Source organism: Pontimicrobium sp. MEBiC06410, assembly GCF_053601615.1.
Genome location: NZ_JBSHNT010000134.1, coordinates 23231 through 37455 on the forward strand (window position 1 = coordinate 23231; position 14225 = coordinate 37455).

General features: G+C 31.1%; 15 protein-coding genes. 5 read left to right on the forward strand and 10 right to left on the reverse strand.

Annotated elements, in window-relative coordinates:
- Positions 1 to 24 precede the first annotated feature (24 nt).
- The gene (locus ACVC08_RS03090) at positions 25 to 969 is read left to right on the forward strand and encodes a DUF6252 family protein (protein ID WP_452599791.1); all 945 of its coding nucleotides are present in this window, start codon (positions 25 to 27) and stop codon (positions 967 to 969) included.
- Between the two features lie 78 nt (positions 970 to 1047).
- Here the strand turns inward: ACVC08_RS03090 and ACVC08_RS03095 are convergent, their stop codons facing one another.
- The 9 genes from ACVC08_RS03095 to ACVC08_RS03135 form a co-directional block, all read right to left on the reverse strand.
- The gene (locus ACVC08_RS03095; protein WP_452600948.1) at positions 1048 to 2586 is read right to left on the reverse strand and encodes a polyamine aminopropyltransferase; all 1539 of its coding nucleotides are present in this window, start codon (positions 2584 to 2586) and stop codon (positions 1048 to 1050) included.
- Positions 2587 to 2591: 5 nt separating this feature from the next.
- Positions 2592 to 3353 (reverse strand): hypothetical protein, encoded by a 762-nt coding sequence (locus tag ACVC08_RS03100; protein WP_452600949.1) that lies wholly within the window; start codon positions 3351 to 3353, stop codon positions 2592 to 2594.
- A gap of 1 nt (position 3354) precedes the next feature.
- Positions 3355 to 3840: a DUF4178 domain-containing protein gene (locus tag ACVC08_RS03105; RefSeq protein WP_452600950.1), complete on the reverse strand. Its 486-nt coding sequence runs from the start codon at positions 3838 to 3840 to the stop codon at positions 3355 to 3357.
- Positions 3841 to 3842: 2 nt separating this feature from the next.
- Positions 3843 to 4640, reverse strand: a complete 798-nt coding sequence (locus tag ACVC08_RS03110) for an ion transporter (RefSeq protein ID WP_452600951.1) — start codon at positions 4638 to 4640, stop codon at positions 3843 to 3845.
- A gap of 3 nt (positions 4641 to 4643) precedes the next feature.
- A complete protein-coding gene (gene speD, locus ACVC08_RS03115; RefSeq protein WP_452600952.1) occupies positions 4644 to 5009 on the reverse strand; it encodes an adenosylmethionine decarboxylase in 366 nt (121 codons plus the stop codon).
- A 407-nt stretch (positions 5010 to 5416) separates the two neighbouring features.
- On the reverse strand, positions 5417 to 6148 hold the full coding sequence (locus ACVC08_RS03120) for a head GIN domain-containing protein (protein ID WP_452600953.1): 732 nt from the start codon (positions 6146 to 6148) through the stop codon (positions 5417 to 5419).
- A 30-nt stretch (positions 6149 to 6178) separates the two neighbouring features.
- The gene (locus ACVC08_RS03125; RefSeq protein ID WP_452600954.1) at positions 6179 to 7267 is read right to left on the reverse strand and encodes a hypothetical protein; all 1089 of its coding nucleotides are present in this window, start codon (positions 7265 to 7267) and stop codon (positions 6179 to 6181) included.
- Positions 7245 to 7808 (reverse strand): hypothetical protein, encoded by a 564-nt coding sequence (locus ACVC08_RS03130; protein WP_452599799.1) that lies wholly within the window; start codon positions 7806 to 7808, stop codon positions 7245 to 7247. The genes ACVC08_RS03125 and ACVC08_RS03130 overlap by 23 nt, the downstream gene beginning before the upstream one ends.
- 17 nt (positions 7809 to 7825) lie before the next feature.
- Positions 7826 to 8383: an RNA polymerase sigma factor gene (locus ACVC08_RS03135; protein ID WP_452599800.1), complete on the reverse strand. Its 558-nt coding sequence runs from the start codon at positions 8381 to 8383 to the stop codon at positions 7826 to 7828.
- 336 nt (positions 8384 to 8719) lie between these two features.
- On the opposite strand from ACVC08_RS03135, the gene lon reads away from it, so the two are divergent.
- The 4 genes from lon to cmk all read left to right on the forward strand — a co-directional run bounded on the left by lon (position 8720) and on the right by cmk (position 13565).
- Positions 8720 to 11170, forward strand: a complete 2451-nt coding sequence (gene lon, locus ACVC08_RS03140; RefSeq protein WP_452599801.1) for an endopeptidase La — start codon at positions 8720 to 8722, stop codon at positions 11168 to 11170.
- Positions 11154 to 11699, forward strand: coding sequence for a LysM peptidoglycan-binding domain-containing protein (locus ACVC08_RS03145; RefSeq protein WP_452600955.1), 546 nt, complete (start codon positions 11154 to 11156; stop codon positions 11697 to 11699). Before lon ends, ACVC08_RS03145 begins: the two co-directional genes overlap by 17 nt.
- 78 nt (positions 11700 to 11777) lie before the next feature.
- Positions 11778 to 12797 (forward strand): type IX secretion system protein PorQ, encoded by a 1020-nt coding sequence (gene porQ / locus ACVC08_RS03150; protein WP_452600956.1) that lies wholly within the window; start codon positions 11778 to 11780, stop codon positions 12795 to 12797.
- 75 nt (positions 12798 to 12872) lie between these two features.
- A complete protein-coding gene (gene cmk / locus ACVC08_RS03155; RefSeq protein WP_452597180.1) occupies positions 12873 to 13565 on the forward strand; it encodes a (d)CMP kinase in 693 nt (230 codons plus the stop codon).
- 79 nt (positions 13566 to 13644) lie between these two features.
- Here the strand turns inward: cmk and ACVC08_RS03160 are convergent, their stop codons facing one another.
- On the reverse strand, positions 13645 to 14025 hold the full coding sequence (locus ACVC08_RS03160) for a LysM peptidoglycan-binding domain-containing protein (RefSeq protein ID WP_452600957.1): 381 nt from the start codon (positions 14023 to 14025) through the stop codon (positions 13645 to 13647).
- Between the last annotated feature and the right edge of the window lie 200 nt (positions 14026 to 14225).

The window sequence follows — 14225 nt, forward strand, 5'->3', positions numbered from 1 at the left end:
ACCTCAAATTACATGTTTTATATTATGAAAAAAATAGTACCCTTTTTATCACTTTTTATATTATTATCTGCTTTTACATGCGAGAATGAAGCTTTGGATGAGGAGTTAATTATAACTAACCCTGATGTTACTGTAGATCCTAACGACCCTAATAATCCTAATCCACAGCAAGGTGTCTTTTCTGTAGATTTTGATGGACAAACGTTTGTTGCAGAGTCTGTATCTGCTACTGTTTTAGATGATGTTATGAATATTAATGGACTTAGAAATAATAATAATGAATTAGTTGTGTTAACAATAAATGGAAGTGGTACAGGTACTTATCAATTAGGTGTTTCATTTGGTAATCCGCCACTTATAAATGGTGCTGTTTATACAGAGCAAAATAATACAAGTGGAGTCTCATGGATTTCGGCAGTTCAAGGAGGGACAGAATCTCAAGGTGAGATTATAGTTACAGAAATTGATGATGTTAATAATACAATTTCTGGAACATTTTCTTTTACAGGAACTAATCCTACATTAATGGAGTCTAAAGAGTTTACTAATGGTGTATTTACTAACATCACTTATACTACAGATATAAGCACTACTAACAATAATACCTTTTTTGCAAAAGTAGATGGTGTAGAATTTGAGGAAAACTTACTAGAAGGAACTTTAACAAGTTTAGCAGGAACGGAGATACTTACTATTACGGCGACTAAGAATAATTTAGAAAGTATTGGCTTTTTCTTACCTGCAGATATTGCTACTGGCACACATACTTTTTCTACCTTTAGTCAACCATCAGGACAGTACAATATTGGTACAACAAGTTCTAATGTTGCAGACGGAACCATTACAATTAGTAACCACAATACAACAGATAAAATTATAGAAGGAACTTTTGAGTTTACTGCCGCACCGCTAACAGGTGGAGGACAGACATATAGTATAACAGAAGGAGAATTCTATATAGAATACTAATGGTGTAAAAAATACAATCTATTAGATACAATTAATATTAAAAAAGCAGTTAGTTTTATATAAAACTAACTGCTTTTTTTAGTACAAATCCCAATTCCCTTGTTTATAATAGGTATATAATTTAGGTGAAAAAATAGTGTTTACTTTAACCCCTGTAGTATCTACTAAAGGTTTCCCAAAAGAAGTAATTTGATTTATAGAATTATTTGTCATCCATTTTAAAGATAAGTTAGATATATCTACTTGTGCTAATTGTTGTTGGGTAATGTCTTGTTTAGTTCCAATAATCCAACCCCATTCTCCTAGCGTTAATACTTGGTTGTGCATGGGTAGGGTTTTAAAGCCTGCAGCACGTAATGTTTTTTCAATACAATAAAAGGCTTTAGTGGCATAATATGGGCTTCCAGATTGGGTTATTAAAATACCTCTATCTGCTAATTTTGATTTGCAGATGTAATAAAACTCTTTAGTATATAATTTATTTAAATCTACATTGTTAGGGTCTGGTAAATCTATAAAAATAGCATCGTAAGTTGTTTTACTGTCTTCTAGAAAATTAAAGGCGTCTTCGGCAACGGTTGTTAACTTGGGATTGGTCATAGAACCTTCGTTCAACTCTGTAAAAATAGAATTGTTTTTTCCTAAGTTTAGCATTTCGGCATCTAGGTCTACCAATGTTATATTCTCTATACTATCGTATTTAAAGAGCTCTCTAGCTATGCAACCATCTCCACCTCCTAATATTAATATGTTTGCTTTTTTATCGATTAAATTCATTGGCAAGTGTACCATAGGTTCGTGGTACATAAACTCATCAAACGACGATAATTGCTGATTGCCATTTATGTATAGCGAATGCCAATCCTGCCATTTTGTAATAACTATTTTTTGATATTTAGTCTGCTTACTGTATACTATTTTGTCTTTATATTTTACCTGTTCTCCATACTTAACAATTGGTTCTGCAAAAAAGAGTCCAGCCAATATTAAACTTGTAACTACAATATAAGTGATGGTTAAAATGCGTTGTGCTTTTTTTGAAATGGCTTCTTTTAAAACTAGAAATAACCAAAAAGACACTCCTAAGTTTAAAATACCCAATATAAATGGTGTGTAGGTTAAACCTAAATACGGGAGGCCCACGAAAGCAAAGAATAGTCCGCCTATTAAGCTGCCAAAATAATCCTTTTCAAGAATATTAGAAATGTTTATTCTTAATTCCTCAAAATCATCATTTATTCTGGTTGCTAACGGAATCTCTAGACCTATTAGTATTCCTATAAGTATAGATAACAGGTAAATTACCAACCATGAAATATCTGTAACGCCATAAACAATGTAGGATACTAGGGCGGAAAAAGAGACCAAAACAGATAGTATTAACTCGGTAGCAATAAAATAGAGGACTACATTTTTGGTTAACGATTTACTTAATCTACTACCTAGTCCCATAGCAAAGAGCATTATGGAGACTATTAATGTAAATTGTAAAATGGCATTACCTATAAAATAGGAGGCAAGCGTAGATAAAATATATTCTGCTACAATACCACTTATTCCTGTTGCAAATAATGCTACTTTTAAAGTAAGTGATTTTTGTTTTTTAGTGTATTTCAAAATGTTTATTTTCCAATTCCACCAGATCTAGATCTTGTAGAAGATCCGCTACTATATCTAGATGAACTTCTTGACGTTTTTTTATTTAAGTTATTCCAGCGGCTACTGTTTTGTGTTTTTCTTGAAAAAAATGAAGGCCTCGTTTTTTTCTGGTAATCGCTTCTTGTGCCGTAAGCATAAGAATTATTAGAAGCATTTCTTCCGTAGTAACTTTGTCCACTACTATTATATGTTCTATAACTATTATAATCGTTTCTGTATACACTTCTACGTGTTCCTAACCAATACCAAAAGAAAGGACTTGTAGAGTGTGTTCTCCAACGTCTATGCGAATTTGAGCTATTTGTTTTGGTAGAGTCTTTGCTTGTTTCTTCCCATTCTCCATGCTTTTCATTACCTATAGCCCAACCAAATCCTACTGGTTGTGCAGTAAATGATGTTTTACCATTATGTCTAGATATAATCTCCATACCTAAATCGTTTTGATGTTTTTGAAAGAAGGTTTTGTTTACAGATTGCCAACCTTTAGTGGTTGTGTGTAAAGAGTCGCCTTTTAATTCTAAAACTTTGTATTTATGTCTGTGGTCTAAAACATTATTTTCTTCATTTATACTCATATCATCTAATACTAAAGAAAAATCGTTTGTTGGTATAGATTTTCTAATAATTTCAGAAGGTTCTTGAGCAACTTGCTTAGATTGCTTTTCGGTATTTCCGCAAGAGAAGAGTATTAAAGGTAATGTGACTAGTAGAATTCGCTTTATCATGTTAATTCGCTGTTATATTCTTAATTTTTTTTGCTTTTATTTCTTCACCTAAAAAAGCTTCATAGGTACCATCATCCCATTTTTCAATAGTTAATATATCGTCTTTATAATAAAATAAAAAGGATTCTAGAGTTTCTCTTCTTGTAAAGGTATTTGGGTTTTTATATTGCCCAGTATAGGTTTCCTCTAATTCGTATTCTTTTCCTTCAAAATAAATAACACCTTCTCTAATAGCATCGGTTAAAAAGGCTTCGTCTATGGTTGCCTCTTCGCTGTATATTATTTCGTAATTTCCTTTTATAAATTCTACCTCAAGATAGGCTTTTTTATGAGCCGATTGTAAGGTGTATTCTATGCTAGAATTATCCATATCCCAATCGTATTCACCAATTTCTATAATTTTCCAGTCTGTTTTAAAGAGCGTTAAAGTATAGTCTAGTTTTAATTTATGTAAAGGGTAATTTTCTTTATTACTATTTCCAAACATATTTATTCTATTTCTTTATTACAATGTGGGCAGATACATTTATCTGTAGATTTTACTTTTCTAATTTCATCAATATAAGCAGAACTTATTATTCCTGTTGGCAGTGCAACAAAACCAATTCCTAATAGCGCTATAATTGCGCTCATTAGTTTCCCTAAACCTGTAATTGGGTAGATATCTCCATACCCTACTGTTGTTAATGTAGCAACTGCCCACCACATGGCTTCTCCTATATTCTGGAAGGCATCTGGTTGCGCTTCGTTTTCTATATTATACATTATTGTCGAAGCCAAAATGAGTAGTATAAACACTAAAAAAACAGTAACCATAATTTCATTTTTAGTTCTATTAACTACAGAACGTATAATGTTTAAGGATTTAAAATGTCTATTTAGTTTTAAAATTCTTAGTAAACGCAATAAGCGTAATACTCTAACTACACGTAAATCTATTTTAAAGATAAACGGAAGGTAAAATGGTAATATTGATGCTAAATCTATAATTCCTATAAACGAAGTAATATATTTTAGCCTTGCTTTAGTTTTTGAGAGTTGTGGATATATAATATCTGCTATCCATATTCTAATACCATATTCTAAAGAGAAAACGATAATAGAGAAAGCTTCTAGGTAGGTAAAAAATGTTTGAAACCGAGTATAAATGTTATTGTAAGATTCCAGTACTATTGCAATAACATTTATAATAATAAGTGCAGAGATAAAGTGTTCTACAATAACATCTCCAAAAGTATTACCTCTCTCATTATCAAAATACAAAGCAATTTTTTTCTTAAAACTCATAGCTTAAACGTTCATTTTTTTTAAGAATCCTCTGTTTGATGATTGCTCTTCTATGCGTTTAGCTTTAAACTGATCTTTAAGCCATAGAATACCTTCTTTTAGGTCTGATGTGTGATTGCATGTAAAAAAGTCTAGTGCTACATATTTATGCTCTGGCCATGTGTGTATTGCAATATGGCTTTCCTTTATTACTATAACACCGCTTACACCTATTGGTGAAAATTCATGAATAGTAGTATTAACTATAGTTAAATTCATGATATTAGCAGCCTTTTCAAGAATTTTTTTTATAGTAGTCGCTTTATTTATAATCTCTGGATCGCAATCGTAATAATCTATTGTAGTTTGTTGACCTAGACTTTTTTCCATGTTTCAAATATATGGTTTTTATGTATTTATTATATGATATTTCAAATAGCAGTTTTATAAAGGCTTAATTATGTTTGATTTTCTTTTTTAATAATAAGAAAGTTAGAATTATGGGGACGCTAATTCCAATTAATAATAATACATATTTGACTAATCCAGTTAAAATAAAGAAAAAGAATCCATAATCTATTCGATAATTATCTGCTTTTTGATTAAACTCTATTATAGATTCTGAATTCGATAATAAGAAATAGGTTATAATACAGAATATGCTAATTGTATAAAGTCCTAGGATTTTTAAATATTGTTTATTCTTCATACTATTTTAGTGACAAAACATAAGACACAAAAAAACGCTATTCGTTACAGAATAGCGTTTTTTATATTGTTATTTAAAAAACCAGATTCTATCCATCAATATCTCCAGACCCCGTTACTTTAGTATCTTTTGTTTCTGGGTTCCCTTTATAATCTATATCTCCAGAACCAGTAACACGTGCTTTTAAACGTTTTGTAGAAACAACTTCTGCACCTCCAGAACCTGTTACTTTAGCTTCTGTGTTTTTTGCTTGTAAGTAAAATCCATGAAAATCTCCAGAACCTGTTACAGTAGCAGATAAGTTTGTAGTATGCCCTTTTAATGTAATGTCTCCAGATCCAGAAACACCAGCAGAAACATCTGTAGCATTAACATCTAGAGTTATGTCTCCTGAGCCGGCTAATCTTACTTCAAATTTTTTAGAATCTATAGTATCTTTAGTTATGACATCTCCAGATCCTGCAAGCGATACCTTTTCTATGTCTTGAAAAGGGATAGTAATTTTTATTTGTTTATTCCACCCTGTTTTTAGCGTATACCCTTTTTTTGTTTTAATAACTAAAGTGCCATTCTTTACTTCTGTAATAATATAATCTAGTAAGTTAGAATCTCCTTCAAGAGTTAAATTTCCTTCTGTACCTTTTTCAAAAATAAAGTCCATAGACCCTGCGCATTTTACAACGTCGTAATCAGGTGTGTTTCTGGTTATTTTTGTAGTGTTTCCGTTACCTTTTATTTTTTTGCTTCCCCATTGTGCTTGTGCAAATGATACAAATAATAATGCTGCGATTAAAAGTGTTGATTGTTTTAAAGTTTTCATAATGTATTGATTTTTTTGATTGAGTATTAATTATTGTTTGTTTAATGTAATGCTTCCGTACTCAGAATTTATTTTCATTAAGTTACCTGAGCCTTGCGATTTATGATATCCAGAATAATTTTTGGATGTAGTTCTTACGTTTTTATTTGTAAACTGTAAAGCATCATCGTTATCTTTTAGTGAACCGTATTGCAAATCGACATCAAAATCGAAAGCATATTCGCTATCATAACCAATTTTAATACCAACGTAGTCCGAGTTTATAGTAACATTTTGTGCGTTTTTTGTAAGTCTATCTACACGTATAGAACCGTAATCTGCAATAATGGATAAGTTTTTATAAATATCGCCAAGTCTTACTGTAAGGTAATTTCCTTTACCTTCTATATTATTTACTTTATCTACGGTTAAAGCACCGTAATCGCAATTATAATTTACATCTTCTACAATTTCAATTTTAGATTTTGTATAATCTGCAACTAAATCTATTTTATTAGCTTTAGAGATAGTAAAACCACTGTAGTCTGCATTTATTTTTGCGCTTTTAATGTATTCGAAAAAACAATTATTTGTATAATCGAAAGTAATTCTATTATTATCGCCTAGTAGCTCCTTTGTTGTAATTTTTCCGTAATCGCAATTTATAATGGCCTGTCCTTCTAATCTATCTAAATTTATAGAACCATAATCATTACTTAAATCTACATTATTTGTTATTGGCATTTTTACAATGTAATTAATAGTCATGTTTACATTGTCGTTTTTGCCCCATTTCCACCAAGATTTAGATTTGTTTTTATTAAAAATAGTTTTTGCAGAAACCATATTGAGAGACCCCTCAAAATCTATAGTAATTTCATCTAATTTTTTCTGCACTTTCTCTTCATTTTTACCACTTGTAGTTATCTTTATTTCAAACTCAATTCGGTTTTCATTCCAGGTAATTACGTTTAAATTACCATAACTGTTATTAACCTTTAATGTGGCGTTTGCACTAACATCAAATTGTTTTGTAATGGTTTTCTCCTTTTTATATTTGTTTTTATCATGATTGGCAAATAAAACCAAAGGCAATAAAAGCAATATTAAGGCTATATTATATTGTGTTGCTCGTTTCATCGATATGTTGTTTAATTGTTTTTATTTCTTCTATACTTTGTAATACCGTTTTTAATAAATCTACTCTGTTTAAGAAATTATTAATCATAGCATGAATAACGCGTTTGTCGTTACCGCTTTCTGTTAAATCTATTTTTAGGAGTTGGTATTCCTCTTCAAGAATTTCTATTTGAGACATGGCGTCTGCTATAAGTAACTCTGTTTCTGGTGTTCTTTCTTTTTTTACTTTGCTCAACTCTTCTTCAATAACAGCACTAAAAAAGTGTTGTGTATTTGCCATTTCTGGAGAGACGCTTGCTAAATCTTTAATTTCATTCTCTGTATTTATAGAAAAAGTTAATGTTAAGATTAATGCAATAGTAGCTGCAATACCAATAAAAGGTTTCCATAAACGTCGTTTAAGTTTAGTAGACGCTACAGGTGTTTCGTTACTAGCTTTTAGTTTTTCTAAAAAACGATTTTCATGCCCAGTGTTAGGTATTTCGATATCAAAATCGCTCTGTAGATTTTCAAAAAGGTGATTTAAATTATCTTTATTCATTTATAATTGTATTTCTATTATCCAACTAAGGATTGTATTTTTACCCTTAAGCTATCTTTAGCTCTAGATATTGTTGTTCTGCAATTAGCATAAGAAATAGACATGATTTCGCTTATTTCTTCGTAATCGTAACCTTCAATTAAATGTAAAGTTAAAGCCACTCTGTAATTGTCTTTAAGCATATTCATGGTTTCTAAAACTTGTTTTGCTTTTAAGTTAGTAAACTCATAATCGCTTGAAACCCCATCATTGTCTTCAACTTTATATAACACATCGTCTAGAGGCACTTCATTGTATTTATTACTTTTATTATAGTGATGAATACTTTTGTTTATAACGATACGTTTTAGCCATGCTCCAAAGGTTTTTATGTCTTTTAAAGATTCCAGTTTTGTGAAGGCCAACAAAAAGGCATCTTGCATTACATCTTCTGCTTCAAAGCTATCTTTTACAATTCGGTAGGCTGTATTGTACATGGCCTTGTAATACCTATTATATATTTCCAATTGCGCGAATTGGTCATTGGTTTTACAGAGCTTAATTAGCTGTTCGATATTGTAATTGGTTAGTGTCAAAAAAAACAAATTGTTATAATAAAGAGTTAAGTTACTATTCTTTGTTACAGTTTGATGAGATTTTTTTTAATATTTTTAATGTTTAACATTTAAAATAGCTGTTAACTGTTTGTTTTTTAGAGTTTTATTTTTTCGTAAAAAACTTTTTTACAAGGATTAAACCTGTTTTTTATTTTATAATTGGCATATTAATTGATTTTTATGAGTAGATGTAAATGTATTGATTGAGTGTAGGTGCTTGCTAATCAGTGTGTTTTCGTATAAATAGTTTTAATTTTACAAATATAACATTGCGTCATGCTTTAAGTTTAATGACACAATGACTTAAAAATACATATGAAGAAATCTAATTTTATTAGTCTTGACAGTTTGTCATCACAGGATTTTGATGAAAATTCAGAATTAATCCCTTTAATGACTCCAGAAGACGAAGAAGAAATAAATAACGAACAATTACCAGAAACTCTACCTATACTATCGTTGCGTAATACGGTATTGTTTCCAGGTGTAGTAATTCCTATTACAGCTGGGCGCGACAAATCTATTAAGCTAATTAACGATGCTAATAACGGTAGTAAAGTTATTGGAGTAGTCTCTCAAAAAGATGAAGAGGTTGAGGATCCTAAAGCAGAAGATATTTATCCAGTAGGAACAGTTGCCCGTATTTTAAAGGTTTTAAAAATGCCAGATGGTAATACAACAGTTATTATACAAGGTAAAAAGCGTTTTGGAATAAATCAGGTTGTTACCGAAGAACCTTATATAACAGCTACAATTAGTGAAGTTCCAGAAGCAAGACCAGCTAGAAAAAATAAAGAATTTAATGCTATAACAGAATCTATTAAAGAGCTAGCATTACAAATTATAAAAGATAGCCCGAGTATTCCTAGCGAAGCCTCTTTTGCAATAAAAAATATAGAAAGCGACTCGTTTTTAATAAATTTTGTCTCTTCTAACATGAATCTTTCTGTAGAAGAAAAACAATCTCTGTTAGAAACAAATGATTTAAAAGAACGAGCACTTAAAACATTAAAGTTTATGAATATCGAGCGCCAAAAACTGGAGCTTAAAAACGATATTCAATCTAAAGTTCATAGCGATATGAACCAGCAGCAGCGTGAGTATTTCTTACACCAGCAAATGAAAACCATCCAAGAAGAACTTGGAGGTGTTAGTAGTGAGCAAGAGTTAGAAGATATGCGAGTACGCGCTAAGGATAAAAAGTGGGACGAAAAAGTCGCGAAGCATTTTGAGAAAGAATTAGCTAAAATGCAACGTATGAATCCGCAAGTAGCCGAGTATTCTATACAACGTAACTATTTGGATTTATTTTTAGATTTACCTTGGAATGAGTTTAGTGAAGATAAATTCGACCTAAAACGCGCTAAGAAAATATTAGACAGAGACCATTACGGATTAGACGATGTTAAAAAACGTATTATAGAATATTTAGCAGTATTAAAGCTGCGTAACGATATGAAATCGCCTATTTTGTGCTTATATGGGCCTCCTGGTGTTGGTAAAACCTCTTTAGGAAAATCTATAGCAGAAGCATTAGGAAGAGAATATGTACGTATCTCTTTAGGAGGATTAAGAGACGAAGCAGAAATTCGAGGACACCGTAAAACATATATAGGTGCAATGCCAGGGCGAATTATACAAAGTCTTAAAAAGGCAGGAACATCAAACCCAGTGTTTGTTTTAGATGAAATAGATAAACTATCTAACTCGCATCAAGGCGATCCCTCTTCTGCTATGTTAGAAGTATTAGATCCAGAACAAAATAGTGAGTTCTACGATAACTTCTTAGAAATGGGGTACGACTTATCTAAAGTTATGTTTATAGCAACATCTAATAGCTTAAATACTATACAGCCAGCATTACTAGATCGTATGGAAATTATTAATGTAACAGGCTATACTATAGAAGAGAAAGTAGAAATAGGAAAACGTCACCTATTACCAAAACAATTGGTAGAACATGGATTAACAGATAAAGATTTAAAAGTAGCAAAACCACAACTAGAAAAAATTGTTGAAGGTTATACTAGAGAATCTGGAGTTAGAGGCTTAGAAAAGCAAATTGCAAAAACTGTACGTTATGCTGCTAAAAATATCGCCATGGAAGAAGACTATAATGTTAAGATTTCTAATGAAGATATTATAGAAATATTAGGAGGCCCTAAACTAGAACGTGACAAATACGAAAATAATGATGTCGCAGGTGTAGTTACAGGATTAGCATGGACTAGAGTAGGAGGAGACATTTTATTTATAGAATCTATTTTATCTAAAGGAAAAGGAAACCTATCTATTACAGGAAACTTAGGTAAGGTTATGAAAGAATCATCTACAATAGCAATGGAGTACATAAAAGCTAATGCCGATGAATTTGGAATAAACCCAGAAGTTTTTGAAAAATACAATGTGCACATCCACGTGCCTGAAGGCGCAACACCAAAAGATGGGCCAAGTGCAGGTGTAACCATGTTAACATCTTTAGTCTCTTTATTTACGCAACGTAAAGTAAAGAAAAGCTTAGCCATGACAGGAGAAATAACTTTAAGAGGTAAAGTATTACCAGTAGGCGGTATAAAAGAAAAGATATTAGCAGCAAAACGTGCGCGTATTAAAGAAATTTTATTATGTGAAGATAATAGAAGAGATATTGAAGAAATTAAGCCAGAATACTTAAAAGGTTTAAAATTTCATTATGTAAGTGATATGAAGGATGTTGTAGATATTGCTGTTACTAAGCAAAAAGTAAAAAATGCGAAGAAATTATAAACTTAAAAGAGTAACTACAGTTTTAGCTTTTTTAGTCTCTATTTTTGTATTCTCTCAAGAAGACGATGGTTTTACCGATGTAATAATAGATGGTAAACCTGCAAAATTATCTATGTCTACAGGAGAATATAAATTTATAGATGAAAAAGTAGAAAAAGCTAAAACTGAAGTGGATTCTATTATACCAAAAAAAGAAATAGAATCCACAATAAATAAAAGTGAAGATAAATTACATATCGTTAAAGCTGGTGAGACTTTTTATGCAATTTCTAAACATTATGGAGTAAGTATAGCCCATATTAAAGAACTTAATGGAATAAAAACAAATACATTAAGCATAGGGCAAACTTTAAAAATTGGGTATGTTAAACGATCTACAAATACAGAATCAAAATTTTGGGTCGTTAAAAAAGGAGAAACCTTATATAGTATAGCTAAAACAAATGGTATAACCGTTTCAGAATTAAAAACATTAAACAATCTAGAATCTAATATAATTAAAGTTGGGACACAATTAATCTTAAGATAAAGTGTAAAAAAACGACTATTAAAAAAATAAAAATAACTTCTAGCCGTTCTAAAATAGATTTAGTTACTTTGCAACTTTATGATAAAAAAAACTGCCCTATTTATTTGCCTCATATATAGTTCCTTTTGTTTGGCACAACTTGGAGGGCAATCTACGTACCAATTTTTAAATTTAGTATCCTCACCACGACAAGCTGCATTAGGAGGTAAAGTATTAACAAATGTCGATTACGATGTTACACAAGCATTGTATAACCCCTCTACAATTAATGTAGAAATGGATAATCAATTAGCATTAAACTATTCTAGTTATTTAGGCGGAATATCATACGGAACAGCTGCTTATGCTTATACATGGGATAGAAGGCGCCAAACCTTCCATACAGGAATGACTTATGTAGATTATGGAACTTTTGAAGGTTATGATGAAAATGGAGTAGCAACATCACCCTTTACAGGAAAAGAAGCAGCTTTATCTTTTGGTTATGCATTACAAATTGGCTATTCAGATTTTTATGGAGGTGCAAACGTTAAATTAATAACATCAACACTAGAACAATACAGTTCGTTAGGTGTAGCTACAGATTTAGCATTACTATACATAGACGAAGATTTAGAATTTCAAGGAACTATAGTTGTAAGAAACCTAGGGACACAAATAACTACATACGCAGGTAGGCAAGAATCGCTACCATTAGAAATAAATGTAGGTTTATCTCAAACCTTAGAGCATATTCCATTACGTTGGCATTTAACCTTTGAGAATTTACAACAATGGCCAATAGCTAAACCTAATCCGGCAAGAGCATTAACCGATTTAGAAGGAAATCAAACTGAACAAAAAGTTAGCTTTTTAGGTAATGTTATTCGTCATACTATCTTGGGAGCAGAATTATTTCCAGATAAAGGTTTTAATTTAAGATTAGGATATAATTTTAGACGTGCTGAAGAATTACGTATAGAAGATCAAAGAAACTTTTCTGGTATATCTGCGGGATTCTCTATTAAACTTAATAAAATGCGCTTTAGCTATACACACGCTAAGTACAGTGGAGCAGCCAATTCTAACTTCTTTGGCTTGCAGATAGATTTAAGGTAGTATTCTTAAATATTTCGGGAAAATCAATAAAACTCTAAACGTATTATACTTATTTTTACACCAGAAATTCATAATATGCAAAATATTACCATAGCCATAGACGGGTTTTCCTCTACAGGAAAAAGTACCATAGCAAAACAACTTGCAAAGCATTTAGGATATATATATGTAGATACAGGAGCAATGTATCGTGCGGTAACATTGTTTACAATGCGAAACGGTTTTATAGATAGCGAGCATTTCGATGTTGTTGCTTTGGTTTCTAAACTTAATGAAGTAGACATTAGTTTTACATTTAATGCAGAGTTAGGCTTTGCAGAAGTCTATTTAAATGGAGAAAATATAGAAAAAGAAATTCGTACACTAGAAGTGTCTAGCTTTGTTAGTAAAGTAGCAGCCATCCCAGAAGTGCGTTACCAATTGGTAAAACAACAACAACAAATGGGTAAAGATAAAGGTGTAGTAATGGATGGTAGAGATATTGGTACAGTAGTATTTCCTCATGCAGAATTAAAATTATTTATGACTGCCTCTGCTGAAAAAAGAGCACAACGCCGTTATGATGAGCTAATAGAAAGAGGAGATAAAGTAACTTACCAAGATGTACTAAGAAACGTACAAGAACGTGATTATATAGATACGCATAGAGAAGATTCTCCATTAGTAAAAGCAGAGGATGCTATAGAAATAGATAATTCTAATTTAACTTTAGAGTCTCAGTTTGAAAAGGTCTTGAACATAGCTATTAAAACCTTAGAGAGTTTATAATATAACCTTAAATGGCAAAAATAGAAGTATAAAAAAAGCGAATCGATATCGATTCGCTTTTTTCTTTTATGTTGTTGTACTATAAGTTAGGGATAACAAGCTCTTGATCTGGATGTATTACATCTGGATTTTTTAAAATATCAGTATTTGCTTCAAAAATTGCATTGTATTTAGAAGCACTACCATAATAATGCGCAGCAATTTTTCCTAAAGTTTCCCCACTAGAAACAGTATGTCTGTGGTATACACTTTCGTCTGCTACTTTTATATCTGCCATAATATCTGCAGGTTCTTCACCTCCAGCAGTTTTAATAGCATTCCAAAGTAGGTTTTTTTCGTATTGCGTATTTGCAGTTCCTACTACTTTTAACACACCATTTTCCTCAGATACATCTCCATTTTGTATGTTTAATGCTTCTCCTAAACTAAGTACAGTTTGATACTTTTCTCTAACACTCATAATAATAAATTTGTTGTTTTTAATGTTAATCTTAATAATCTAAAGATAGTAATTAATACGTCAAATTCAATATTTATGAATTTTAAAAAATAGATAAATAATAAAAAACACGATAAAATGTCGTTTTTTTACGATTAAACGCATGTGGGTTTTGTAATGTTAAATTGATGATTTGGTCTTGCCACAGTTAACCACAAAAT

What these genes read in the sequence shown, in the direction of transcription:
- ACVC08_RS03090 (WP_452599791.1), top strand. Translation starts at nt 25, where the DNA reads ATGAAAAAAATAGTACCCTTTTTATCACTTTTTATATTATTATCTGCT.
- ACVC08_RS03100 (WP_452600949.1), bottom strand. Translation starts at nt 3,353, where the DNA reads ATGATAAAGCGAATTCTACTAGTCACATTACCTTTAATACTCTTCTCT.
- ACVC08_RS03105 (WP_452600950.1), bottom strand. Translation starts at nt 3,840, where the DNA reads ATGTTTGGAAATAGTAATAAAGAAAATTACCCTTTACATAAATTAAAA.
- ACVC08_RS03110 (WP_452600951.1), bottom strand. Translation starts at nt 4,640, where the DNA reads ATGAGTTTTAAGAAAAAAATTGCTTTGTATTTTGATAATGAGAGAGGT.
- speD (WP_452600952.1), bottom strand. Translation starts at nt 5,009, where the DNA reads ATGGAAAAAAGTCTAGGTCAACAAACTACAATAGATTATTACGATTGC.
- ACVC08_RS03120 (WP_452600953.1), bottom strand. Translation starts at nt 6,148, where the DNA reads ATGAAAACTTTAAAACAATCAACACTTTTAATCGCAGCATTATTATTT.
- ACVC08_RS03125 (WP_452600954.1), bottom strand. Translation starts at nt 7,267, where the DNA reads ATGAAACGAGCAACACAATATAATATAGCCTTAATATTGCTTTTATTG.
- ACVC08_RS03130 (WP_452599799.1), bottom strand. Translation starts at nt 7,808, where the DNA reads ATGAATAAAGATAATTTAAATCACCTTTTTGAAAATCTACAGAGCGAT.
- lon (WP_452599801.1), top strand. Translation starts at nt 8,720, where the DNA reads ATGAAGAAATCTAATTTTATTAGTCTTGACAGTTTGTCATCACAGGAT.
- ACVC08_RS03145 (WP_452600955.1), top strand. Translation starts at nt 11,154, where the DNA reads ATGCGAAGAAATTATAAACTTAAAAGAGTAACTACAGTTTTAGCTTTT.
- porQ (WP_452600956.1), top strand. Translation starts at nt 11,778, where the DNA reads ATGATAAAAAAAACTGCCCTATTTATTTGCCTCATATATAGTTCCTTT.
- cmk (WP_452597180.1), top strand. Translation starts at nt 12,873, where the DNA reads ATGCAAAATATTACCATAGCCATAGACGGGTTTTCCTCTACAGGAAAA.
- ACVC08_RS03160 (WP_452600957.1), bottom strand. Translation starts at nt 14,025, where the DNA reads ATGAGTGTTAGAGAAAAGTATCAAACTGTACTTAGTTTAGGAGAAGCA.